21 protein-coding genes and 1 pseudogene are annotated in these 26,779 nt (G+C 41.9%); 15 read left to right on the top strand and 7 right to left on the bottom strand.

Annotated elements, in window-relative coordinates; translation table 11 throughout:
* The first annotated feature begins 29 nt into the window (after nt 1–29).
* The 12 genes from IPH84_05185 to IPH84_05130 all read left to right on the top strand — a co-directional run bounded on the left by IPH84_05185 (nt 30) and on the right by IPH84_05130 (nt 15,285).
* Nucleotides 30–179, top strand: a complete 150-nt coding sequence (locus IPH84_05185; protein MBK7172624.1) for a hypothetical protein — start codon at nt 30–32, stop codon at nt 177–179.
* Complete coding sequence (locus tag IPH84_05180; protein MBK7172623.1) at nt 155–1,675, top strand: DUF5011 domain-containing protein; 1,521 nt, start codon at nt 155–157, stop codon at nt 1,673–1,675. Before IPH84_05185 ends, IPH84_05180 begins: the two co-directional genes overlap by 25 nt.
* Nucleotides 1,676–1,814: 139 nt before the next feature.
* Complete coding sequence (locus IPH84_05175) at nt 1,815–2,654, top strand: HYR domain-containing protein (GenBank protein ID MBK7172622.1); 840 nt, start codon at nt 1,815–1,817, stop codon at nt 2,652–2,654.
* Nucleotides 2,620–3,384 (top strand): HYR domain-containing protein, encoded by a 765-nt coding sequence (locus IPH84_05170; GenBank protein MBK7172621.1) that lies wholly within the window; start codon nt 2,620–2,622, stop codon nt 3,382–3,384. Before IPH84_05175 ends, IPH84_05170 begins: the two co-directional genes overlap by 35 nt.
* Nucleotides 3,385–3,485: 101 nt before the next feature.
* Nucleotides 3,486–6,314 carry an HYR domain-containing protein gene (locus IPH84_05165; GenBank protein MBK7172620.1) on the top strand — a complete coding sequence of 943 codons (2,829 nt, stop codon included), beginning with the start codon at nt 3,486–3,488 and terminating at the stop codon, nt 6,312–6,314.
* Nucleotides 6,302–6,580, top strand: a complete 279-nt coding sequence (locus IPH84_05160; protein MBK7172619.1) for a hypothetical protein — start codon at nt 6,302–6,304, stop codon at nt 6,578–6,580. Before IPH84_05165 ends, IPH84_05160 begins: the two co-directional genes overlap by 13 nt.
* A complete protein-coding gene (locus IPH84_05155; GenBank protein ID MBK7172618.1) occupies nt 6,568–8,079 on the top strand; it encodes an HYR domain-containing protein in 1,512 nt (503 codons plus the stop codon). The genes IPH84_05160 and IPH84_05155 overlap by 13 nt, the downstream gene beginning before the upstream one ends.
* Nucleotides 8,060–8,986 carry a hypothetical protein gene (locus IPH84_05150; protein MBK7172617.1) on the top strand — a complete coding sequence of 309 codons (927 nt, stop codon included), beginning with the start codon at nt 8,060–8,062 and terminating at the stop codon, nt 8,984–8,986. Before IPH84_05155 ends, IPH84_05150 begins: the two co-directional genes overlap by 20 nt.
* A gap of 61 nt (nt 8,987–9,047) precedes the next feature.
* A complete protein-coding gene (locus IPH84_05145; protein ID MBK7172616.1) occupies nt 9,048–10,811 on the top strand; it encodes a hypothetical protein in 1,764 nt (587 codons plus the stop codon).
* A gap of 72 nt (nt 10,812–10,883) precedes the next feature.
* Nucleotides 10,884–13,343, top strand: a complete 2,460-nt coding sequence (locus tag IPH84_05140; protein MBK7172615.1) for a T9SS type A sorting domain-containing protein — start codon at nt 10,884–10,886, stop codon at nt 13,341–13,343.
* Nucleotides 13,344–13,366: 23 nt separating this feature from the next.
* Complete coding sequence (locus IPH84_05135; protein ID MBK7172614.1) at nt 13,367–13,609, top strand: hypothetical protein; 243 nt, start codon at nt 13,367–13,369, stop codon at nt 13,607–13,609.
* 167 nt (nt 13,610–13,776) lie between these two features.
* The gene (locus IPH84_05130) at nt 13,777–15,285 is read left to right on the top strand and encodes a hypothetical protein (protein ID MBK7172613.1); all 1,509 of its coding nucleotides are present in this window, start codon (nt 13,777–13,779) and stop codon (nt 15,283–15,285) included.
* A 66-nt stretch (nt 15,286–15,351) separates the two neighbouring features.
* Here the strand turns inward: IPH84_05130 and IPH84_05125 are convergent, their stop codons facing one another.
* The 7 genes from IPH84_05125 to IPH84_05095 all read right to left on the bottom strand — a co-directional run bounded on the left by IPH84_05125 (nt 15,352) and on the right by IPH84_05095 (nt 22,391).
* Complete coding sequence (locus IPH84_05125) at nt 15,352–15,849, bottom strand: dihydrofolate reductase (GenBank protein MBK7172612.1); 498 nt, start codon at nt 15,847–15,849, stop codon at nt 15,352–15,354.
* A 371-nt stretch (nt 15,850–16,220) separates the two neighbouring features.
* A complete protein-coding gene (gene thyA / locus IPH84_05120; GenBank protein MBK7172611.1) occupies nt 16,221–16,694 on the bottom strand; it encodes a thymidylate synthase in 474 nt (157 codons plus the stop codon).
* A 196-nt stretch (nt 16,695–16,890) separates the two neighbouring features.
* Nucleotides 16,891–18,144, bottom strand: a complete 1,254-nt coding sequence (locus tag IPH84_05115; protein ID MBK7172610.1) for a nucleoside permease — start codon at nt 18,142–18,144, stop codon at nt 16,891–16,893.
* A gap of 68 nt (nt 18,145–18,212) precedes the next feature.
* On the bottom strand, nt 18,213–18,788 hold the full coding sequence (locus IPH84_05110; protein MBK7172609.1) for a bifunctional nuclease family protein: 576 nt from the start codon (nt 18,786–18,788) through the stop codon (nt 18,213–18,215).
* A 127-nt stretch (nt 18,789–18,915) separates the two neighbouring features.
* Nucleotides 18,916–20,103, bottom strand: coding sequence for a SpoIIE family protein phosphatase (locus IPH84_05105; GenBank protein MBK7172608.1), 1,188 nt, complete (start codon nt 20,101–20,103; stop codon nt 18,916–18,918).
* A gap of 35 nt (nt 20,104–20,138) precedes the next feature.
* Nucleotides 20,139–22,016: a 4Fe-4S dicluster domain-containing protein gene (locus tag IPH84_05100; GenBank protein MBK7172607.1), complete on the bottom strand. Its 1,878-nt coding sequence runs from the start codon at nt 22,014–22,016 to the stop codon at nt 20,139–20,141.
* 99 nt (nt 22,017–22,115) lie between these two features.
* A complete protein-coding gene (locus IPH84_05095; GenBank protein ID MBK7172606.1) occupies nt 22,116–22,391 on the bottom strand; it encodes a (2Fe-2S) ferredoxin domain-containing protein in 276 nt (91 codons plus the stop codon).
* A gap of 193 nt (nt 22,392–22,584) precedes the next feature.
* On the opposite strand from IPH84_05095, the gene IPH84_05090 reads away from it, so the two are divergent.
* The 3 genes and pseudogenes from IPH84_05090 to IPH84_05080 all read left to right on the top strand — a co-directional run bounded on the left by IPH84_05090 (nt 22,585) and on the right by IPH84_05080 (nt 26,763).
* Entirely contained in the window at nt 22,585–23,046 is a 462-nt protein-coding gene (locus IPH84_05090) for an NAD(P)H-dependent oxidoreductase subunit E (protein ID MBK7172605.1), read from the top strand.
* Between the two features lie 65 nt (nt 23,047–23,111).
* A pseudogene (locus tag IPH84_05085) lies at nt 23,112–24,988 on the top strand (4Fe-4S binding protein).
* A 50-nt stretch (nt 24,989–25,038) separates the two neighbouring features.
* Nucleotides 25,039–26,763, top strand: a complete 1,725-nt coding sequence (locus IPH84_05080) for a (2Fe-2S)-binding protein (GenBank protein MBK7172604.1) — start codon at nt 25,039–25,041, stop codon at nt 26,761–26,763.
* Nucleotides 26,764–26,779: the final 16 nt, after the last annotated feature.

Genomic DNA, 26,779 nt, shown 5'->3' with positions numbered 1-26,779 from the left:
CCTGGACCTATACCAGCGATTGCGGAGTAATGACATGCACTGCAACGTTTACGGTAACTCCGGATGTTACAGCTCCAACGTTAACATCTGCTCCATATACAGACCCAATATCCTATAACACATGTTATTCTGGCGCACTTGCTGCAGTACCTGCATGGTCAGCTACAATGCTCTTATAGGCTATACTGATAATTGTGGAGGAACTGTAACAGCAGAATACCAGGGTGTAACAACTTTCGGTACCGATTGTAACTGGACTGTCACTTACTCATATTCAGTAAAAGACAATTGTGGGAATACCCTTGCTAATCAGACATATAGTCATTCAGGTAAGGATCAAACGATTCCTGTAATATCACTGAATGGCTTAGCAACCGTTTCCATTTGTCAGGGTGCAACCTATACAGATGACGGAGCTACTGCTTCTGACAATTGTGCCGGCATTATTACTGCAAGTATTATTCCTGTTAGCAATGTAAATACAGCTGTTCCAGGAAACTACACTGTTACCTACAATGTGGAAGATCCATGTGGTAATGATGCTGTTCCCGTTATCAGGACTGTAATTGTAATGCCTAAACCTACGGCAACCATTAGCGGAACTACATCCATCTGTTTCGCTGGTTCAGCTACCCTCAGTGTAGCATTAACAGGCACAGGTCCATGGACCTACAACTGGAGTGATGATGGAGGTACAACCACTCACGAGGTGACAGCTGCCTCATCACCTTCAACTTTTGTAGTATCACCATCATCCAATAAAACCTATACTATTACAAGTGTAACGGATGCAACAGGATGTGTTAATGTTGGTTCAGGACAGGCTAAAGTTTATATTGGTCCGATTACAACAATTCCTTCTAATATAGTTGGATGCCCTGGTTCTCAAATTGAGGTACCAGTAACGGTTAGTGATTTCAATAATGTGGGGGCCATTTCACTCACCCTGAATTATAATAAGAGCGTTTTGACATATTCAAATGTCTTTATCAATAATTCCGGTCTTCCTTTAACAGTTGACTATGATGAATCTGGTGCGTCTGGTGTCATCATTATTGGTGGATATCCTACTCCACCATCTAACATGGGATCGGGAACACTCCTTACACTGAAGTTTAATTATCTTGGTGGTACTTCAGTATTGGCCTGGAATGATATCTATGATGTGAATTGTGAATATGGTTCAGGCCCTCCGGATTATGTTAAGTTCTGTGATGATCCTGCATCAACCTATTACATCAATGGATCGGTTATACCGGAGTCAACGCTTCCAACAATTACCTGTCCTGCAAATGCAGTAGTCAATCAACATGATGAGAAGGATCCCTTCGCAACAGGATATGCCACAGCCACTGACAATTGTGCTGGAAGTGTAACCATCACCTATGATGACAACCGCAATGGTTTGAATCTATGCAATGCAACAGGTGTAATATTGCGTACCTGGAAAGCAACAGATGCAGCAGGCAATATTGCCACTTGTGTGCAAACTATTACAGTACAGGATGTTGACAATCCAATTGCGATTTGTCCTTCAGATATTACCACTACAAATGATTTAGGAAATTGTTCGGCAGTGGTTAATTATGTAGCAACTGCTACTGATTTTGGACTTTACCAGGGATTTGAAAATCCATCGTGGTTGGTGGTACTTATCACGATCTCCATCTGTTGATTGGAATTAGTATAATAGCCAAATCTTCAGAGTAAGCACTGGAACCGATGGCATTGCATCCAAATCTGGATCAGCTCATGCAGTAATAAATTCTACATCACTTCCGCTAACTCATAACTATTCTGGTGTATTTAGCAGATTGGGAGGTCATAATGGTATTTCGGGATCATTTGGAAATGGCTTTTTAAGTTCTGTTGATGTTTACTTTGATTTGAGTGATCCATCAGTTGCTGCAAGTACGTATGGTTGGGATGTTACAACTGCTGTAAGTAATCAGGCTGGAGGCCATGTGCGTGATTTCATCTTCCATGCAGCAGGTGAACCGGGTAAGATTGTGATAGCTGCGGATAACGGCAGTACATTTGCTCGCAGAGGCGATTTATCAACCCTGGCTAATCATTATGATGTGACAGCCACAGGATGGTATACCCTTGAATGGAATTTCAGGAACAATGGCGGAGTATTGGCTGTTGATTGTAAATTATTCAATAGTATTGGAGCATTACTCTTCACAGAAACCCGGTCAAATCCTGCAGATTTGATTTCAACAGTGGTGGGTGGTAACAGGTACATGTGGTTCACCTTTGTTTCAACCGACAAACTGGCCATTGATAATACTGCACTTACACGTAAACCTTTATTTACGGCTGTACCTCCAAGTGGAACCGCATTCGCAGTTGGAACCAATGCAGTAACCGTTACGGCAACTGATGCTTGTGGAAAATTAAATACGTGTGAATTTGATGTAACAGTAACGGATACACAAAACCCAACAATTTCATGTGCTACACCTGCAACAAGTTATGCAGCAGATGCCGGTCAATGCACCTATATAGTGCCAGGAACAGCGCTTGATCCGGCTTCAAACTGGGACAATTGTTCCATCGCATCGGTTGTGAATAATAAGAATGGCACATCGTCCTTACAGAACGCAGTGTTTGCCCTTGGGTACAACGAATGTTGTTTGGACTATAACTGATGGAAGTGGTAATACTGCAACCTGCAGTTATAATGTAGTAGTAGTAGATTCACAGAATCCGACGATCATTTGTGCCACACCAGCAGCGAATTATGCAGCTAATACAGGTGTTTGCACCTACACAGTGCCAGGAACAGCGCTTGATCCTACTTCAACAGGTGACAATTGCACAATAGCTTCAGTAATCAATGATTATAATTCCAGTTATTCCTTGCAGGGAGCAAACTTCCCACTGGGCATCACTATGGTAACTTGGACTATTGAAGATGGAAGTGGCAATACTGCAAGCTGCAGTTATAATGTAGTTGTTGTAGATTCTGAAATACCCGCCATCACCTGTCCTGCAAATGCAGTAGTCACTCAACATGATGAGAAGGATCCGTTTGCAACAGGATATGCCACAGCCACTGATAATTGTGCTGGAAGTGTAACGATAACCTATACAGATAATCGTGATGCACTTAATCTATGCAATGCAACAGGTGTAATATCGCGTACCTGGAAAGCAACAGATGCAGCCGGGAATATTGCCACCTGTGTTCAAACCATAACTGTACAGGATATTGATGATCCATTGGCAATTTGCCCTTCAGACATAACTACCAGTAATGATCCAGGCAACTGTTCAGCAGTCGTTAATTTTGCAACCAATGCAACTGATTTTGGTTTTACCAGGGATTTGAAAATCCCTTATGGATTAGCGGAATCTATGGTATTACTCCATCAGTAGACTGGAACCGCTACAGTAGTGAGATAGCGCGAGTAAACAGCGGTACTGATGGAATAGCATCAAAATCAGGTGTTGCACATGCTGTTATTAATTCAACAACTGTGCCTCCGGCACCAGACGATTACACAGGAGTATTCAGCAGGTTGGGAGGATATGACATGCCTTCAACAGCATTCGGGAACGGATTTGTAAGTTCAGTAGATGTTTACTTTGATCTTTCTGATCCTGCTGTAGCAGCCAGCACTTATGGCTGGGATGTATCCACAGCGGTAAACAATCAGTCAGGTGGCCATTTGCGTGATTTCATCTTCCACGCAGCAGGCGAACCAGGTAAGATTGTGATAGCCGCGGATAATGGTACTTCATTTGCTCGCAGAGGCGATTTATCATCCCTGGCAAATCATTTTGATGTAACCATTTCAGGTTGGTATACCCTCGAATGGAATTTCAGGAACAATGGCGGTGTTCTGGCTGTAGACTGTAAACTCTACGATAACGGCGGCACTTTACTGTTTACTGAAACCCGCTCAGGTCCTACAGATCTGATTGCTTCAGTTGTTGGCGGCAATCGCTATATGTGGTTCACCTTTGTAGCAGCAGATAAACTGGCAATCGATAATACCAGTTTGACACGTAAGCCTTTGTATACTACTGTGCCACCAAGTGGAACAGCATTTAATGTAGGAACTACAGCAGTTGCTTTTGCAGTTACAGATGCATGCGGACATACAGGAAGTTGCGGGTTTGATGTTACAGTTAATGATACGCAGAATCCAACCATTGTATGTGCTGCACCAGCACTCAGTTATGCAGCTGATGCAGGCGCCTGTAATTACACAGTGCCAGCAACAGCCCTTGATCCTATCTCAACAGGCGACAATTGCACAATTGCTTCAGTAGTCAATGATTTCAATTCCAGTAATACCTTGCAGGGAGCAAACTTCCCACTTGGCAGCACTATAGTAACATGGACTATTGAAGATGGAAGTGGCAATACTGCAAGCTGCAGTTATACTGTAGTTGTTGTAGATTCTGAAATACCCGCCATCACCTGTCCTGCAAATGCAGTAGTCACTCAACATGATGAGAAGGATCCGTTTGCAACAGGATATGCCACAGCCACTGACAATTGTGCTGGAAGTGTAACGATAACCTATACAGATAATCGCGATGCACTTAATCTATGTAATGCAACAGGTGTAATATCGCGTACCTGGAAAGCAACAGATGCAGCCGGGAATATTGCCACCTGTGTTCAAACCATAACTGTACAGGATATTGATGATCCATTGGCAATTTGCCCTTCAGACATAACTACCAGTAATGATCCAGGCAACTGTTCAGCAGTCGTTAATTTTGCAACCAATGCAACTGATTTTGGTTTTTACCAGGGATTTGAAAATCCTTTATGGATTAGCGGAATCTATGGTATTACTCCATCAGTAGACTGGAACCGCTACAGTAGTGAGATAACGCGAGTAAACAGCGGTACTGATGGCATAACATCAAAACTGGAGTGTGCACATGCTGTTATTAATTCAACAACTCTTCCTCCGGCACCAGACGATTACACAGGAGTATTCAGCAGGTTAGGAGGATATGATATTCCTTCAACAGCATTCGGGAACGGATTTGTAAGTTCAGTAGATGTTTACTTTGATCTTTCTGATCCTGCAGTTTCAGCCAGTACGTATGGCTGGGATGTATCTACAGCGGTAAGCAATCAGTCAGGTGGCCATCTGCGTGATTTCATCTTCCATGCAGCAGGTGAACCAGGTAAGATTGTGATAGCAGCAGACAACAACACTAATTATGCTCGCAGAGGCGATTTATCATCCCTGGCAAATCATTTTGATGTGACCACTTCAGGTTGGTATACCCTCGAATGGAATTTCAGGAACAATGGCGGTGTGCTGGCAGTAGACTGTAAACTCTACGATAACGGCGGTTCCTTGCTGTTTACTGAAACCCGCTCAGCTCCAACTGATCTGATTGCATCAGTTGTAGGTGGCAACCGCTATATGTGGTTCACTTTTGTAGCTGCAGATAAGCTGGCGATCGACAATACCAGTTTGACGCGTAAGCCTTTGTACACTACAGTGCCACCGAGTGGGGCAGCATTTGCAGTGGGTACAACCGCAGTTACTATCACAGCTATAGATGCCTGTGGACATACAGGAAGTTGCGGGTTTAATGTGACAGTTAATGACACACAGAATCCGACCATTGCATGTGCCACACCAGCAACGAATTATGCAGCTGATGCAGGTGTATGCACTTACACAGTACCTGGAACTGCCCTTGATCCGACCTCAACAGGTGATAATTGTTCGATACTTTCGGTTGTGAATGACAAGACAGGCACCTCTACCTTACAGGGAGCAGTGTTTAGCTTAGGTACAACGAATGTGATTTGGACTAACACGGATGGAAGTGGCAATACTGCAACCTGCAGTTATGATGTAGTTGTTGTGGATTCACAGAATCCGACGATCACTTGTGCCACACCAGCTACTAATTATGCAGCTGATGCAGGCATATGCACTTACTTAGTAACTGGAACAGCTCTTGATCCACTGTCAACTGGTGATAATTGTTCGATACTTTCGGTTGTGAATGACAAGACAGGCACCTCTACTTTACAGGGAGCAGTGTTTAGCTTAGGTACAACGAATGTGGTTTGGACCATTACCGATGGAAGTGGCAATACAGCAACATGCAGTTACAATGTAGTTGTGGTAGCTACACAAAATCCGACGATCACCTGTACCACACCAGCTACTAATTATTCAGCTGATGCCGGCATCTGCACTTACTTAGTAACTGGCACAGCTCTTGATCCACTGTCAACTGGTGATAATTGTTCGATACTTTCGGTTGTGAATGACAAGACAGGCACCTCTACCTTACAGGAGCAATGTTTAGCTTAGGTACAACGAATGTGGTTTGGACCATTACCGATGGAAGTGGCAATACAGCAACATGCAGTTATAATGTAGTTGTGGTAGATACACAAAATCCGACGATCACCTGTGCCACACCTGCAACGAATTATGCAGCTGATGCAGGTGCATGCACTTACACAGTACCAGGAACAGCTCTTGATCCACTGTCAACTGGTGATAATTGTTCGATACTATCGGTTGTGAATGACAAGACAGGCACCTCTACCTTACAGGAGCAGTGTTTAACTTAGGTACAACGAATGTGGTTTGGACCATTACCGATGGAAGTGGCAATACAGCAACATGCAGTTACAATGTTGTTGTGGTAGATACACAAAATCCGACGATCACCTGTGCCACACCAGCTACTAATTATGCAGCTGATGCAGGCATATGCACTTACTTAGTAACTGGAACAGCTCTTGATCCACTGTCAACTGGTGATAATTGTTCGATACTTTCGGTTGTGAATGACAAGACAGGCACCTCTACCTTACAGGGAGCAGTGTTTAGCTTAGGTACAACGAATGTGGTTTGGACCATTACCGATGGAAGTGGCAATACAGCAACATGCAGTTACAATGTAGTTGTGGTAGATACACAAAATCCGACGATCACCTGTGCTACACCAGCAACGAATTATGCAGCTGACGCAGGTGTGTGCACTTACTCAGTGCCAGGAACTGCGCTTGATCCACAACTAGTAAATGACAATTGTTCAATTGCTTCAGTTGTGAATAATAAGACAGGCACCTCGACCCTACAAGGCGCAGAGTTTGCCCTGGGTACAACCAATGTGGTATGGACCATTACTGATGGAAGTGGTAATACTGCAACCTGCAATTATAATGTGGTAGTTGTGGATTCACAGAATCCTACCATCAGTTGTGCCACACCAGCTGCGAATTACGCAGCAGATGCAGGAGTATGCACCTACACAGTACTGGGAACAATACTTGATCCAATATCAACAGGAGACAATTGTTCCATTGCATCAGTTGTGAACACTAAAACAGGCACTTCGACATTACAGAACGCAGTGTTTGCCTTGGGTACAACCAATGTGGTTTGGACTATCACCGATGGAAGTGGTAATACAGCAACCTGCAGTTATGATGTAGTTGTTATTGATTCACAAAATCCGACGATCACTTGCCCGGCAAGTATTGTCGTTAACACTAACTCCGGTTGTAGCGCTTCCAGCATTGATATTGGTACCCCAACCGTAGGAGACAACTGCAGCATTTTCAGTGTAACAAATGACCACCCATCAACAACTTATCCGTTAGGTACCACAACAGTTACCTGGACAGTTACAGATGGTAGCGGTAATACTGCTACTTGTCTTCAGACAGTTACAGTAAATGGCCTCACTGTTAGCGGGAACTTCACTTACTATAATCCGGACGCATCATATCCTGTACTCTCAAATATCAATGTTGAACTTTGGCAGGGTGGTGTACCGGTTTATGGACCAGTAACTACAAATGCTTCTGGCCAATACAGCTTCAGTAATGTTTGCAGTGGTACCTATGATGTTGTTGCCACTACAACAAAACCAACAGCTGGGGCTCTCAATTCAACAGATGCTGCCCAGGTAAATTATTGGGGAGTATTTGGAAATGCTTATTCGATTGAAAAAGTTCGTTTCTATACTGGTGATGGTGCAATGGATAACTCGCTGGATGCTGCTGATGCCTCACGTATTCTGAAGTATTTCACCACTTCAGGTGCATCGGGGTTGGTCTAACCGTGGTAAATGGACTTTCTGGCATGTTGGAGAAACAATCAATGATAATATTTTACCTCTACCTTCTCCATTGACCCAGATTGATTTACCGGCGATTACGGTGGGAAATTCTAACTTAAGTAAGAATTTCTACGGTATGGTTACCGGCGACTTCAACTACAGTTTCACTCCTTCCGCAAAATCAAGCAGTCAGTCGCTCACTCTTACCTACGATCAGAAGAAGGTAGTAGAAACAGGTGAGACCTTCGAACTTCCGATAAATGCAGGAATAGATATGGAAGTAGGTGCAGTTTCCCTGATCATGAACTTCCCGTCTGATAAATTGGAAATCACCGGTGTTCATTTCGGTAATAACCCGAATGATGCGGTTGAATACAATGTGGATGGCGATGAAGTGAGAATCGGCTGGTACTCCATGAATGCTGTCGACCTTGGTATGGATCAGACCCTTCTGACCTTGACAGTCAAAGCAATTGGTTCCATCAGTAAGGACGAATCCTTCCGTTTCGAACTCAGTGGAGATCCACTGAATGAGTTGGCAGATTACGACTATAAGACCATCAATGGAGCCATTCTGAAAATGGCTGAAATTGGCGGATCAGCTTTAGGTACAGGTGGAATTCATGAAAATCTGGATCTCACTTTGGTCAACAATCCTAACCCATTCAAGAAGTTAACCACTTTCACCTATACCATTCCTTCTGATGGTAAGGTAATCCTTGAAATCAATAACCTCCTGGGAAGTCATATTACAACTTTGGTGAATGAATCCAAATTGAAAGGTAATCATACCTATGAATTAGATACAGATGCCATTGTACCGGGAGTTTATACAGCCACTTTAAGATTGATTACGAACACCGGTGCTACAATGACCCGTACAATTAAAATAGTTCGGAGCCATTAAGCCAAGGATATGAGAACGGGAGAAATTCCTCCCGTTCTCATTGATTAATTCAATAAACCACATGCACAAGTACCTCTTTTGTTTTTGGTTAGTATTCCTGACGACTACAGTAAAATGTCTTGCAGGGGATCCTCCGGTCAGTCAGGCCGGAGTTTCCTGCTGTAAGGCATCGGGTGTATTGTCAGGTGTATGCCAGGGCTCAAAAGAGCAGATAAGTGATTTAAATTCAATATCTTATAGCACTGGATTTGCACCTGTTACCTATTTGCCGGCGATTACAATATGTAGTTCTAATGGCACAGTTGAAATTCCGGTGAAAGTGAATTCGTTTTCAGACATCGGAGCAATATCTCTTACTATACAATACGATTCCAATATTTTAGTATACCAATCATTTATCAACAGTTCCGGTTATCCCGGTCTTGATGTGGATTGTTCAGTGCCGGGAACCCTGGTAGCTGGAGGATTTGCTTCCGAAGGGATAAGTTTGGATGATAGTACAGTACTTTTAACTCTAAGTTTTATGTACCTCGGAGGAAGTACAACGCTTTCTTTCGTTGACAATGGTACATCCTGCGAATTTGCAGGTCCTCCGCCCACCTGGCAACCCCTGCCCGACAGTCCGCAGCAGGATTTCTATGTGGATGGTGAAATCACAGGATTGACTGTCCCTGCTAATGCAGGATTAATATCCGGCCCACCTGGGGACTATGTCTGTGCGGGACAAATGAATGTTCCTTTCTCAGTGCAGCCAATCATTAATGCACAGAATTACATCTGGACGGTTCCTGACGGTGCCACCATTGTTTCCGGTAATAATACAAATTCAATAACAGTCGATTTTTCTACAACTTCAATTGCCGGGAATGTTGCTGTTTATGGTGACAATATATGCGGGACTGGTTCAGCTTCATCAGTTTTTATTAATATTCTATTTGCACCTGCATCTCCGGGACTCATCTCTGGTTCTGATTCAGTATGCACCGGAGAGAATGAAGTAATGTATACTGTCGCGCCTGTGCCAAATGCTGCGTCGTATAACTGGGTACTGCCTGAAGGTGCGGTTATTACCTCCGGACAGTATACCAACACAATTTTTTTGAGTTTTGATGAATCTGCTGAAAGCGGTTTTCTTAGTGTAACAGGAATAAATGCTTGTTTTAATGGGCCATCCTCACTTCCTTTCCCAATAACCATAGGATCAGGACCTTTTATTATTGAGCAACCTTTGTCTCCTTTGCCAGTTATGGCAGGAGCAGGATTAGCTCATATTCAGGTAGTTGCATCCGGATTGGGTCTGAGCTATCAATGGCAGGTTTATAATTCTGAATGGGTGAATATTTTAACTGACGAATTCTATTCAGGGGTAAATTCAGATGAATTGGTAATTACCAATCCACTGCCGGCAATGGATGGCCTTACATTCAGGTGCCATCTGCAAGGAGAATGTGAGCCGGAGCAGTTTACAGACGGGAATGCAGTACTCACGGTGATTGACCCAATGGGTATTGATTCACCATGGTCTGATCAAACAAAACAGAATACAATTGGAATAGGTCAGTTAAGAGCTATGCTTTATCCTAATCCTTCAAAATATAAATCCATGTTAAGCATGTTCATCCCTGAAAAGGGCGATATCCGATGCTTGCTGGTTAACTCACTGGGACAATCCTATCTGATAAAAGAAAAAGAATCCGTTGAGCCGGGAAATTTTCAGTTTGAAATCAATTCAAGACTGTTTTCACCTGGTCAATATATTTTAATGCTACAATTCACAACACGAAATTTTTCAATTAGTAACCCATTGAGATGGATCATTGAATAGCAATGTGAATCAATCTCAAATAGAAATCTTCACTGAAACAAACCAAAGTCTAACATACAAAAACCCAAACCCGTGAAAAGAGCTACTTTATTACTATTGATTCTGATCTCGTTTGCTTTTCAGAGAGTCAGTTCCCAGAATGCTCCTGTTACCATTGCCGGAGTTATTGAGAGCACTGGTACTTCGGCAATAGTCCCGATTACGGCAAATGATTTCATTAATGCAGCCAGCTGTAATTTGCGCTTGTATTACGATCCCGCAATTGCCACAGCCATTTCTGTTACAAAAGGAGCATCTTTGCCAGGTAACCTGAATTTCAATGTTGCTACCCCTGGGATTATTGCTTTAGGGTGGTATCATACATCTAATGTTACCCTTCCATCAAACACTGTAATCTTCAATGTATCTTTTAATAAGGTTACATCGGGGACGACAGCTCTTAGCTGGTTTGATAATGGAAACAGCTGCAAGTACAGTGATATTAATTCACTTGTACTAACTGATGTGCCCACTTCAACCTTCTATCTTAATGGTTCATTGACCTTCCAGAATTTTGCTCCAACCACCTACTTCCCGGCAACAACAGCTTGTCCTGGTAATCAAGTTTGTATACCAGTGAAAGTAGATAACTTCAATACCATTGGAGCAGTCTCGCTCACGATTAATTATAACACTTCGTCACTCACTTATGTGGCTCCTGCAACTCCAAACCCTGCATGGCCTGATCTTGAAGTTGATTATAGTATTCCGGGGACATTGGTTATTGGTGGACTTCAAACAGGACCAGGTGTTACATTGCCGGATAATTCAACATTAGTCACTTTATGTTTTGATTACCTTGGTGGAACCGGAACCCTGAATTTCAATGATAACGGTACTTCTTGTGAATATGCCGGCCCAAATGGGACACCGGTTCTTTTGGATTCCCCTCAAAGCTCATTTTATCTTGATGGAACCATTGGCATTACTCCTCCTATCTGGACGGGTACCATCAGCACTGCCTGGGAAACACCTGGTAACTGGAATTGTAATATTGTTCCAACAAATACTTCAAATGTCACCATCAATAACAGCGTACCTAACTATCCGGCAATTTCTACTGCAGTAATTGTCAATGGTATAACCCTAAATTCAGGCGCAAGTCTTACCATTAATCCATTGGGATCATTAACAGTTACCACGGATTTGATTAATAATGCCGGTACTGCTAATCTCCTGGTTAAAAGCGATGCAACTGGAACTGGATCATTAATCACCAATGATGCTGTAAATGCTACCGTTCAGAGGTATATCAATTCGCCCTGGACTGATTGTTGTCATGGATGGCATTTCCTTTCGTCACCTGTTGCTGCTCAGGCAATCCAACCCGAATTTGTTTCTAATACTATTCCTGATGCAGGTGTTGATTTCTATAGTTGGGGTGAAAATGGGAATAATTGGATTAATGCACAAACTACTTCTGGCTGGAACCCGTCTTTTGGGAATGATTTCACTATAGGAAAAGGCTATGTTGTTGCATATCAGGCATTGGTCACCAAGAATTTTTCAGGTGTATTAAATGTGAATGATGTTTCAGTCACTAATCTTACCAATAATACCAGTACAGCTAATCATGGCTGGAACCTCCTGGGGAATCCTTTCTCTTCAGCTTTGAAATGGAATGATGGAAACTGGGCATTATCTTCCAGTGTTGCAAGTACTGCTAAAATTTGGGATGAACCCTCTGCAGCCTATGTTGATATTGCATCCAATGATATTATTCCTGCAATGAATGGTTTCATGGTCCAAGTGGTTAATCCTGCCACAACAGGTTCATTAACAATTCCGGAAGCTTCACGGATTCATAGTGCCACCCCCTGGTACAAAACCAATGAAGGCAAAATCTTGATCATTGCTAAAGATGAAGAAAATAATACTGCACAGCAATGTGTAGTTAAAATGAAATCGCAGTCAACTGAAGGATTTGACCTTGGTTTTGACTCACACTATCTGCCAGGTTATGCCCCGATGTTCTATTCGATGCAGGGAAGTGATGTACTGAGTACTAATACCTTACCTGACCTGGGCGACAATCGCACTGTTGAGCTTGGATTTATTAAAAACAATGCTTCCCAGTTTAGTCTGCATCTTGATCTGCAGAACCTTATACCAGACTTAAAAATCTTTTTAACCGATAAGAAACTCAATCAAGAAATCGATCTTCTGAATCAGCCAGTATACAACTTCACATCAGAAGCCTCTGATGCTGCAGACAGATTCCGGTTAAGCTTCAAAAGGGTGATCTCAATTCCTGAACCCATAACCGCAGAACTTTTGAAACTGATTGTTTCAGAAAACACTTTGAAAATCATTTCTGAATCAAATGAAAACTTAAATCTAAGTATCATAGATATGAGTGGGAGAGTGATCAGAACTTCTGAACTGAAACCAGGATTTACTGAACTGATTAATCTGAAAGGCCAGCCAGGTGTTTACGTGGTAAGGGCTTTCTCTGCTGGATCAGGGTTTTCCGGAAAAGTAGTTATCTTTTAATTCTGACTTAAATACTTACTAATATGAAACGCATAGTCAATATTTCCCTCGTAATTGTAATTTTTCTGCTGTTTGCCGGGCTCACCACTTTAATGGCACAGGCACCTCCCCATCCACCTGCTGAACATGGTTTATTAGATAATAATGATCCGGGAAATGGCACTTGTAATGCTCCTTTGAATGGAGGTGTAAGTATATTGATAACCTTAGGGATTGCTTATGGCTACATGAAGATGCGTAATATTAGTCATAAGAAATCTACTTAGGATTCTTAATAAGTCTATCTGTTTTGAAATGGGGAGGAGTATTTTCCCCTCTTCATTCAAATCAGTGTCCGTATTGCTTTTGAAAAATTAGGTTTAGGATCAGCATGGCTCATGGAGTAAGTACAACATTGGAATAACAAGCTCTCCTCACTCAATACACTCAAATCATGAAAAATTATTCCATATTTATTTTGTTCCTTTTTTGCTTATTTCAAATTGGAGCAAGCGCACAATTTGCACCTTATACAACAGCTGGTAGTTTGCTGACATTCGATCAGCAGTTTGTATTGCCTGTAACTGTTACAGACTTTAATAATGTGGCAAGTTGCAACCTTCGGCTGACTTATAACCCATCAGTTGTTGTTGCAACCCTGGTTACGAAAGGGCCTGGATTACCTGGCTCATTAAATTACAACGTGACAAGTGTGCCTGGGGTGGTAAGCCTGGGATGGTATCATTCTTCCAATGTTTCCCTGCCTGATGATGCGGTCTTATTTAATATTTCTTTTTCACAAGTTGGAATTGGATCCACTTCTTTGTCCTGGTTTGATAACGGGAATTCTTGTAAGTATAGTGATATCAATTCAATTGTTTTACTCGATCAGCCAACCAATGATTTCTACATTAATGGATCTGTGGGAATCCTTTCCCCCAATGCCCCTCAAACCATTATTCCTCCTGTCATAGCCTGCCCGGGGTCGCTCATTTCAGTTCCTGTGATTGTCAATAATTTCAGTTATATTGGCTCTGTTGCACTCGAACTCCAGTATGACCCGGCTGTAGTTACTTATCAGGGAGCGGCGGTTTCATCAACATACCCCGGGCTAAATGTCACAGTTGGAGCACCAGGTCATCTTTTGATCCAGGGTTTAGCACCTGCCGGAGGAAATGGGATTAGCATTCAATCGGGAAGTATCCTGACCTCCCTTGATTTTATATTCAATGGAGGATCTACCAATCTGACATGGATTGACAATGGAAGCTCTTGCCAGTATTCCGGACCTCCACCCAATTATGCAGTTTTGAATGACCTCCCGCAAGCAACATATTATACCAACGGTTCCGTAATAGCGGATGTGCCCGGATTATGCGGTAAAACTCTTAATCTTGAACTTTTTCTGCAAGGGCTTTACATTGGCTCAGAAAGTATGAGAGAAGCTTCAGATGGGGCGGGAAGTGCCTTTGGGAATGGTATTGCGGATCGTGTAAATGTAGAATTACATTCATCCATTGATTACAACAATGTTGTTTTTACAGGTCAGAACATTAATTTACATACAGATGGTTCTGCAACCCTTATAGTTCCTTCTGAATTCAATAGCGAGTATTTTATTACTATAAAACACAGAAACAGTATTTCAGTCACTTCATCAGTTCCGGTATCATTCTCGGGCGGGATAGTTGATTATAGCTTTACTGATATTGCCGGAAAGGCTTATGGCTCAAATCAAATCATGCTAAGTGACGGGAAATGGGCTCTTTTTACTGGTGATATTGACCAGGATAACCTGATTGACGGTGCAGATCTCATTATTAGCGATAATGCGGCCATATCCTCTGCAACGGGTTATTTCCCATCCGACAGTGATGGTGATGGAGTTGTTGATATTGAAGATGTGAATCTGATTGAGGTGAATGCCTGTAATTTTGTAAAAGCTTTATTTCCTTCTAATTAATAGAAGGTTAATATATGAGTAGGAAGAGAAGTTTTGTTTTTAGTTGTTAGGTCGATAGGGTGGAAGCTATTTTAGGTTTCCACCCTGTCTTTTTCTTTCAAGATCCATATAGGTGAAGGAAAGCTCTTCCAATTTCCCCTCTTCCTGGAAATTTATATTCCATTCTTCAAAATCAATTTCCGGGAAAAATGTATCTGCTTCAAAATCCTTTTGCACGAGTGTTAAATAAAGTTTGTCAGATACAGGCAAGAATTGCCGGTATACAGATCCCCCTCCGATAATAAAATTTTCAGCACCTGGCTCCATTTTGCTAATGGCATCTTCGATAGAATAGGCCATCACACATCCCTCAATTTGTTCCCCAGGGATATCTGTTATAACCACACTCCTGCGATTGGGCAAAGGACGAATAGGCAGTGATTCAAAAGTGCGCTTCCCCATCACAATAGTATGCCCGGTGGTGAGCTTTTTAAACCTTTTCAGGTCTTCCGGTATATGCCATAATAATTGATTGTCCTTGCCAATGGCATTATTGCTGGCTATTGCGACTATGATCGATATGATAGGCTTCATCTCCGGATTTTCTTTGGTTTGCATTTAGCAAATATAGTTACTTCTGGATATGTCTCAGGTCTCAACCGCACGCCAGCCCAAATTTCATCCATAGGCAGGTGCTGAGTGCTGAGTGCCCCGAAGGGGAGCCTTTGGCTCTGAGTGCTGTGCGCTGAAACCCACCTGATAGAGGGAATGTTACAATTTTCAATGAGAAAATACGGCAGACTACAGCCATTAACCATCCCACATTAGCCATCCGCCACCCCCCCCCCCCCCCCCCCCTCGACAATCTAAATTCAAGAGCGAATTTGATTAACGATTGAAGATTAACGAATTCAGAATTAAGAAGGAATCCTACATCCCACATCAAACATCCGACATCAAACATCAAAATCGTAAAACTGGAATAGCACATGGCAGGGAGGCAGGGCCATTTTCTCTATTTGACCAACATTCCAGGCACTAACCATCATCCTTCTGGAATCAGGATTCTTCCTGATCATTTCAATCAGCTGGGTAATCTGGTCAATATTTCTGCCTTCTCCATCGGGCCAATTTCTCCATTGATAGCCATATATAGGCCCCAGGTCACCGTTTTCATCTGCCCACTCATCCCAAATGGTAACCTTATGATCATGAAGGTATTGAGTATTAGTCTCACCTTGAAGGAACCATAATAATTCATGAATAATGGATCTGAGATGTAGTTTCTTGGTGGTCACTGCCGGAAATCCTTCTGACAGGTCAAATCGCATTTGGTAACCAAAAACACTTTTGGTGCCTGTCCCGGTTCGATCTGCTTTAAAAGTACCATGCTCTTTCACATGTCTGAGTAAATCGAGATACTGTTTCATCTTTTCCTGCCTATTGTAAATGATTCACATAGAAAACCTTCACCGGAAAATCCGGTAATTAAATACCTATTCAAAAATGCTAAAATTCCCTCTTGCTCAGAATTCAACTTTTACAAAGTTATAAACAGTTCTTGAGCTGGATGGCTTCAATGAATCATTCATCCTGAGGATCAATAGACTTAAAGGATTTGGTTTTCTAATGACTAATTGTAGTTAGCGCTTTTGGATCATGTTTGTGTTTGAAAAGGAAGAAGAATAATACTGCAATCACCAGTGCGTAAATGGAGAATGATTGCCATATTCCCTGCCAGTTGAGTCCATCAGCAGATCTGTAGTATTTATCAATAACAACACCACTGACTCTGCTTCCCAGGAAAGCACCAACCCCGTTAGTCATCATCATGAAGAGTCCTTGCGCACTGGCACGAATGGATGGATTGCTCTGTGTTTCAACAAATAATGAACCTGAAATGTTGAAAAAATCAAATGCCATTCCATAAATGATGCAGGAAAGAATGATCATCCACAAACCACCAGCTGGATCACCATAGGCAAATAAACCAAAGCGCAGGACCCATGCAATCATTGAAAACAGCATAACTTTCTTGATGCCGAAATGCCTGAGGAAAAATGGAATGGTAAGAATAAATACAGTTTCAGAGATCTGGGATATCGACATAATAATGGTAGAATACTTAACTACAAATGAGTCAGCATATTCAGGTATTCTTTTGAAATCATCCAGAAATGAATCACCGTACATATTGGTTAGTTGCAAGGCTGCTCCCAGGAACATGGAGAATATGAAAAACAATGCCATTTTGTAATTGGCAAAAAGTTTGATGGCATTCAGCCCAAGTTGTTCCAACAAAGGGGCATCTTTCGAAATGGCTTTCTGAGGCGGACATTTGGGAAGGGTGAAGGAATAAATCCCTAAAGCAATGGCTACAAAAGCTGCTATAATAAATTGATTGGAATTAGCCTTACTTCCCGAAAGATTGGTGATCCACATGGCAACAATAAACCCGATGGTTCCCCATACCCTGATGGGAGGAAAGTCCTTTACCACATTAAAATTGTTGTTCTTCAATATCGTATATGCGATGGAATTAGACAGGGAAATGGTAGGCATATAAAAGATCATCGCCAGCAGGATGACATAATATAGCGTATCAGGATCATTCACCTGAGGTACAAAGAATAACACTATCCCATATAAAATATGAAGAGCTCCATAAAGTTTTTCGGCATTCATCCACCTGTCGGCGATAATACCGGTAAGGGCTGGCATGAATAGAGATGCGATGGCAAGCGTGGAAAAAATGGCTCCAAATTGTTCGCCTGTCCAACCTTTTGCATTGAAACAGTAAGTGCCAATAGTGATGAGCCATGCCCCCCAAACAAAGAACTGGAGAAAACTCATGATGGTTAAACGAAACTTCAGACTCATAAAAAAATGTTAAAAATTCTGGTATATATTATTGAAGTCTTTGTAATGTCTACAGGGGCCACTTGAAATCAGCTTCTTTTCCTGATCTCATCCCTGATCAGTGATGCCCTTTCATATTCTTCATTCTCAACAGCTTTCTGTAATTCTTCATTGAGTTCTTCCAGACTCACCGAACTGAACTCATTTCCAATTTCATCGGGTTGTGCTTGAATACTGCTGGATTCAGAATTATCATCTTCATAGGTGATTCCAGCCTGTGCCATAATATGTTCATAGGTATAGATGGGACAACCAAAACGGATGGCTAAAGCGATACCATCAGAAGTCCTGGAGTCGATCGGATGAACCTTAATTCCATCATTACATATTAATAAAGCATAAAAGATGCCTTCCTGGAATTTATTGATAATCACTTCTTCAATATTAATTCCAAAAGTGTCGGCAAAGCTTTTAAACAGATCATGTGTCAAGGGACGAGAAGGCTTCATCTTCTCAAGTTCGAGTGCTATCGCCTGGGCTTCAAAATGGCCAATCACTATGGGCAACCTTCTTTTTCCATTGACCTCTCCGAGAATCAACGCATAGGAATTAGTCTGCGTTTGACTATAGGATAATCCAAGGATGGTTAGTTCTATTTTCTGCACTTTAAATTCCTTCTAATTACTAATCAATCAGTTACCTTTAACTGAATAAGGTTATCAACTGATAATGGGTTACAAAGGTAAAAGTAGAAAGAAATCAATCACGATTGCAAATAGTAAAGCCATTCTTTCATATAAACCGGGTCTTCACCTCTTTGAGGAATTTTTCCTCCAGAAGTCTGGCAATTCTTTTAACTACCGTTCTTCTGATTTCAAGTTCTACGGGCAGACTGGGGTCCTGGTGAGCAATATTGATTCTGGTTCCTATAATGAAATGAATTTCATCACTTTCAAGAAGCAGCCTGACGATCTGGTCAGCAGGCCCTTTATTGAGTTTGTATTTTTGGGAATAATCTTTAAGTATCTGTGCTACCTTTCCCAGGGTGAGAATGCCTTCCGTGATAAGGTCGATGCCTTCCATGAATGAAACAGGTGGCAGGTCAGGATCATCGAATTCAAAGCTGTCGATGATAGGCAGATTAAGTTCTCTTGATATAATGTCTCCTGTTGTTGCTCCGCAGAGGATTTTTTTTCCTTCAAAGCTTTTTACAGCTTCAGAAAGGATTACATCATTTACTTCTTCATAAGGTGGACCGGTACAAATCAATAACTTCCTCGGATCCCTGAAATAGATAACGACACAGCTGGTATCATCCTTTGGGTGGTAATTATCATTCAGATTGGCAATGTTTACCACTTTCCCGGCTAGTTGTTGTGCCGAAATTGTTGACTCATGACTCACAAGCTCGAGGATATAGTTTTCGAAGTTCTCGGAACCCCATCCGAAAGGGAATTTATTGCTCCCCATCCCTGATTGTGGAACCCCATCGGAACAAAAGACGATCCGGTCTTCCTTTTTGTGATCAAATGTGCAAGTCCTGAGTTCCTTGCCTGAGTTTTTTTCGGAGGTTAACGTTATATGCTGCCATCCCGGGTCAAATAATTTATTGTCCCGGATAATGGCTGCTTTAGGATTATCGTATTCCAGTATGGTAGTGACTCCATCAATTTCTATATCTACAATAGTAAAGGTCGAATAACTCATTTGGCGCTCGCTGCATACAGGAAGGGTGTTCATAATCAATTCGGCAATCTTATTCACCTCCTTGTGCTCTTCAGCAAAATTCAAAGCCATGGTTGCAGTAAGTGTCGACAGCATGCTTGCTTTTACACCATGTCCCATCCCATCAGATAAAACAACAATGATCCTGTTTTCTTCATGGATTCGGCGCGACAGGAACTTATCACCACAGATTCTCTCCTGGTCGTGATTTTTCTGAACCACATTCACTTCAACATAAAACTGCTTATCCGACATAGGCTCATTGATTATCATCGAGTTATTTAGGCCTGCTATACCCCGGTTTTTTTATCTGTGTCGCCTGACCGATGCGATTCAATGATTGAATTCAGCATCTTTTCTGTTTTGGAGGCACCTTCACCTAAGAGAAAAGCGATTTGCTGCACCAGTTCGAGATTTTGATCTATTACATCAGTTACCCGGCTAATCACTTCTTCCTTTCTCACTTCAGGCATGTACATGTCCCTGATTACCCCTCCGACGATTTTATTCTTTTTAATACTGAAGATCGTAACATTCAACAATTTATCATCAATATGCACATCTCTGCCATGCACATCATCGGCACTGGTGATAACATAGGTGAATAGCTTATAGAACTGAAAAGGCAGGAGAGTTTTAAGATCAGCACCTATGAGTCCGGGGATAATTTCATTGATTTCAACAGCATCTTCACCCAAAATTGTTACAAAACTCTCATTAGATCCAATGATTTTTAGGTTTTCATCAACGATTACAACTGCAGTAGGAAGCTTTTTAAGCATGGTTTGAGTAGTTTCCAGTGCATCCTGGGCAAGCTGTTTTTCATTCAAAGCACGCTTTTCAGATTCCTGAAGCGCTTGCTGAGTTCGGGCTAGTTTATCATTGGTGACTTTTAATGTCCTGATGTACTCTTGTTTACTTTTCAGGGAGTGCATAATACACATATCGGTCCTGGCAATTCCATTGGCAACTGCCGAAGCAAAGTCCCGGCAGGATTCATACCCGCATGCCTTGCATCCCAGGTTCTCTCCATCTTCATGTTTTTCAATGATTTTCAGGATTTCATCAACCTTATCTTCGGAAGGTATTGGAAGTCGCTGGTCATTGGCTTTAAATCCCCTGTGAAGGTCGAGGTTTCCAAATTTCTCCATTTCAAGATCCCACTTCTTTTTATTGAAGCTGGTTAATCGTTTGTTGGCATATTCAGTCACCAGGGTATGCCTCTTGAACTTTTTTCCACCGGGAGTCGTACCTGGTCCCATGATACATCCCTGGCAGAAAAAGACATTAAAGTTTTTCTTAATAAAATCAATACTTTCATCAAATTGTTTCACAGCACTCATCACTTCATCCTGTCCATCAATAGTGACAATGCTTCCATTGAGGATATCCTCGCTCAGACCGCTGGCCTGAATGATTCCATTACTGACCGGGAATAAAGAACCTTTATACCCAATTGGTTCGTTGAATTCTGAATATTCGATGGTGCTTTCCTTAATTCCATATTCTTCGAAAAGCTGCCGTAGTTCAGTGAAGGTAAGCACTGAATCTACCCGGACTTCTTCTTTGAATCGGTCAGCTTCTTCTTTGGCGGCAATACAAGGACCTATATAAACTACCTTGATATCAGGGCCATATAGTTGATGCATCACTTTGGCACTTGCAATCATAGGTGTTACAATAGGAGCAAGATTGTCAATAAGCTGAGGATAGTATTTCTCAATGAGTGAAACCATTGGCGGACAGTTGGAAAGTATATAGTACTTTCCAAGAAAATTGGAGATCAACTCCCGGTATTCCTTTGCAACGAGGTCAACACCGAAGGAAGATTCATGCACATAATCGAAACCTGTTTCAAGGATCATCCTGACAAATTTCCGGTAATCAGTGATATCGTCGAATTCGCCGGAAATACTTGGTCCAACAACAGCTGCAACCTTATGTGACGATTTCAGAAGAGCACGTGTTTCTTCCCTGGAGTCATAATATGAAATAGCACCGGGATGGCAAACTGTAAGACAACTTCCACATCCGATGCATCTTTCCGGAACAATATGTGGAAAATCATCATTATTCCTTAGTTCGATGGCTTTGACAGGACAGGTACGAATGCATGCATAACATGCTTTGCACTTATCGTCTTCAATATAAACCAGTGGTGTTTTCATGAGGCGTTTTTGAATTGTTTCAACAGGATTCCCGGTTCTTAAATGTTGGAACTGTCAGTTCCAGGCGGGTATCCAGGAAATCGTTGCAGGAAATAACAATCATCTGTAATTGTCCTGCTGAATGATAGAGAGAAAGAAATCATCCAGTAAACCAAGGATTTTCTCTTCATCAATTTTTTCATGTATTTCATGCTCAATTTTGAGTGCCGGCCCTTTTGAACAATGACCGAAACACCTTTCTCCATGAAATTTTACATCATTCAGTAAATTTCGATCGCGAAGGTAGTCGCTGATAAATTTCACCAACTGTTTATTCCCCCTGGCAAAGCATGAGCTGCCCAGGCAAATAACAATTTCTTTCTTTGGATTTTCCATAGAGGATAAATTTCAGCTTACTTTCTTAAGTTAATCTTCGTCTACAGCGAAAGTAAAACAAAAGTAATAAAGTTCCTATTTCCCTTTTATTGTTATCCGGATAACATTGTTATTTTTTTCACAAATATTTACTGTTTATTGAAATCTAAACTTTATTTTTGTACTTCAATCTATTCTGATGACTAATAATGCTATGCCAGTACCACTAGATGAATTGGTTAACAGGTATAAAAAGGGAGGGGCTGAATCTCTCTTACCTCTATTACAGGATATTCAGGACTCGTTCGGATTTTTAAATGAAGAAGCCATTCTTAAGGTAGGTCAGCATTTGAACTTACCTTCCAGTAAAATTTATGGAATTGCTACTTTTTTTGACCAGTTCCGTTTTTCCTTACAGGGACGTTATCACATCCGTGTATGCAGGGGGACTGCCTGTCATATGAATGGATCATTTAATGTGCTGCGTGAAGTTGAAAAGATTTTGAAAATAAAGGAAGGTCAAACCAGTCGGGATGGATATTTCAGCCTGGAAGCCATTGGATGTATGGGTGCTTGCAGTAATGGCCCTGTAATCAATATAAATGGTGATTTTATTAATGCAGTTTCGGTATCAGCGATCGCTTCCCTGATTGAGCAATACCGGAAAAAGGCTTAAGATGTATTCCAATGGATGATAAGGAATTTTTATTAGAAGAGGTGCTTCCTGGAAAATCGCTCATGATGGATCGAAGGGTTTCAGAGCGATTGGCTACTCTATGTAATGAAAGAGTATCTAAGCCTATAATATATATCGGATCCGGTACCTGTGGAATAGTGGCCGGGGCTGGTGAAACGCTCAAAGCAATCACGAAGTATATTTTAGAGAATAAGCTTCAGGTAAGTGTTATTGAGGTAGGCTGTATAGGATTATGTTCCTATGAACCTATTGTGGATATCCAATTACCTGGCAAAGCCAGGGTATCATTCAGGAATATTCAGTCACCTATGGTTGAGTCATTGCTTGATGATGTTTTCAATGGCGAAATCCCTTATGACCAGGTAATCGGGCAATATAAAAACGATCTTCATAATGCCTGGGAGGGAGTAAGTAGTCTGGAAAGACTCCCATTCTTTGCATTGCAACATCGCATAGTGATCAGGAATTGTGGGATCATTGATCCGGGTTCCATAAATGAATATATTGCAAGGGGTGGGTATCAGACCTACCTGAAATGTATTCGTAACTATACTTCTGATAAAATATGTGAATTTGTTGATGAATCCGGATTGCGCGGCAGGGGAGGTGGAGGCTATAATACCGGGAAGAAGTGGATGATTGCCAATAACCAGGTGAGTGATCAGAAATACCTCATCTGTAATGCTGCCGAGAGTGATCCTGGTGCATTTATGGATCGGTCCTTATTGAAGGAGATCCTCATTTGTTATTGGAAGGGATAGCGATTGCAGCCTATGCTATTGGTGCAACCAAAGCCTATATTTATGTAATGGCTGAGTACCACCTTGCATGGTCGAGGTTGCGGAAGGCTATTGACCAGATGAAAGATTATGGACTGCAGGGATACAATGTGCTTGGCAGTGGAGTTGACCTTCAAATGATCCTGGTAAAAGGACCCGGTGCCTTTGTATGTGGGGAAGAGACAGCACTTATCAAAAGTATCGAGGGAAAAAGAGGCATGCCCGAATCGAAACCGCCCTATCCTGCTATCGAAGGGTTATTTCGTAAACCGACAGTTGTGAATAATGTTGAGACTCTTGCCAATGTCCCCTTTATTCTTAAGCATGGCCCTCAACGATTTAATGAAATAGGTACAACGAACAGTAAAGGCACCAAGGTATTTGCACTATCAGGAAAGACGGTGATAACAGGATTGGTAGAAGTCCCGATGGGCACATCAATCCGGGATATTATTTATCGGATTGCCGGTGGAATTCAGGATGGAAAAGAACTGAAAGCGGTGCAGATCGGTGGGCCTTCCGGAAGTTGTATACCTCCTCATAAACTTGATCTTCAGGTTGATTATGAATCTCTATGGGATGCAGGTGCCATTATGGGATCAGGTGGGATGGTTGTTATGGATGAGAACACCTGTATGGTGGATATGGCAAAATTTTTCATGAATTTCCTCAATAAGGAAAGCTGCGGAAAATGTATCCCTTGCAGGGAAGGTACCCGCCGCATTCATGAAGTACTGGAAAGCATTACACGACGGCCTCAAAATGAAACCGGCCATGAAACACTGGAAAGGTTCAAAGGAATTATGCAACTTGAAGGTCTTGCTGAAGTTATCAGGGATACTTCATTATGCGGGCTCGGACAAACAGCCCCTAACCCCCTGATCAGCGCACTTACATGGTTCAGAGATGAATTTGAAGAACATATTTTCGATAGGAAATGCAGGGCTGGAGTATGTAAAGAATTGAGAGTATTCTACATTGATGTGGATAAATGTACAGGTTGCGTAGCCTGCCTGCGAAAATGTCCAACCAATGCTATTGTCGGACAACCCCGTCAGCCGCACTTTATCGTGGAAGATAAGTGTATCGGATGTGGGTTATGTTTCGATGTTTGCAAGTTTGTTGCTGTTATGGTCAAATGAGTTCATTCAAGACCTCATTGAATCATTAAAGAGTTCTAAACTAAGAAGTTATGTTTTTCGATATAGAAGTAAACGGTAAAACAATAAAAGCACGGAATGGTGATACCATACTTTCTGCTCTTGAGCGGAATGGTATTAAAGTTCCCACGCTATGCCATCTTGAAAATTTGCCTCCCAATGGGGCTTGCAGGATGTGTGTTGTTGAAGTGGAAGGAAGACAATCTTTGTTACCGGCATGTTCTCATCCTGTGGAAGAGTGGATGAAAATTAAGACTCATTCCCCCAGGGTAGTCAAAGCAAGAAAAACAAATATTGAGTTACTGCTGAGCAATCATCCTGATGATTGTCTCTATTGTGAAAGAAATGGGAATTGCGAATTACAAAGGTTTGCAGAAGATCTGAACGTTAGGGAGAGAAGGTTCCATGGCTCCCGGAATAAATACAAGACTGACCCCTCCAGTGCCAGTTTACTTCGTGATCCGGCAAAATGTATTCTTTGTGGCCGATGCATCCGTATTTGTGAAGAAATTCAGCATATCACTGCATTGGATTTCATCGGCAGGGGTAATAAAATGCAGGTAGGACCAGCATTCAACAAAGGAATGAACCTTTCCAGTTGCATAAATTGCGGTCAATGTATAATTGTTTGTCCTACCGGCGCTCTCACTGAAAAGCAACATCCGGGTGAATTGCAGGATGCACTTCATAACCCTGATATAAAAACAATAATTCAGTGCTCCCCTTCTTTATCAGTCACACTGGCTGAGGAGTTTGGACTTAGAGCAGGAAAAGATATGGAGAGCCTGATGTATGCAGCACTGCGCAAACTAGGCTTCGATTATGTGTTCGATACTACCTTTGCAGCAGATCTTTTAGTTGTTGAGCAAGCGGCAGAATTACTCGAACGGCTGAACGAAAAGAAATTGTTGCCGATGTTCTCCAGTTGTTGTCCGGCATGGATCAAATATGCCGAACAGGCCAGGCCATCAATACTTAATAAGATTTCCAGTTGTAAATCCCCGCAACAAATGATGGGGGCTCTCATTACCAGTCATTTTGCAGCTGATCTGGGTCTGACAGATGATTCCATTTATTCAGTCTCTGCAATGCCTTGTGTAGCTAAGAAATTTGAAGCTCAAAGGGAGCAGATGACCCATAAAGGAATCACAGATGTAGACACTATTTTAACAACCAGGGAACTTGCCCGGTTGATCAGGTTGAATGGTATAGACATACAACAAGTTGAACCTGAAATGGTTGACTTGCCATATCGTTCCAGGAGTTCTGCAGGCAAGTTGCTTGCTGTTAGCGGTGGTCTTACAGAATCGCTGATACGCACCCTTCATTTTATGATTACAGGAAAAGAGATAGCTCAGCCAAAAATTCAGGAACTTCGGTCATCAAGAGGCAGAAAAGAGTTCAAAATAAAAATAGGGGAGTTTAACCTTGGATTTGCTGTTGTTAATGGCATCGGGAATGTAAATGAGTTGCTTACTGAGATTGAAAATGGCAGGTCCGATATTCATTATATTGAAGTCATGGCATGTCCGGGGGGATGTGTTGGTGGAGGGGGACAGCCCATACATCCTGAGTTTAATAACCTGAAAGCCAGGGCAAAAGCTGTATTTGACATAGATGATAAAGAAGCTATAAGGTTTGCTCACAGAAATCCTTCCCTGATAGCTCTATATGACCATCTGCTAGGTAAACCATTAAGTGAAACAAGTATGAACCTGCTGCATACATCTTATCAGCACAGAGAGGTTATGCTTTGATCATTTTTATGGTAAA

It is taken from the genome of Bacteroidales bacterium (genome assembly GCA_016707785.1).
GTDB lineage: Bacteria > Bacteroidota > Bacteroidia > Bacteroidales > UBA4417 > UBA4417.
The sequence above is the reverse complement of the archived record's forward strand: the minus strand, read 5'-3'. Positions and strand labels throughout refer to the sequence as shown.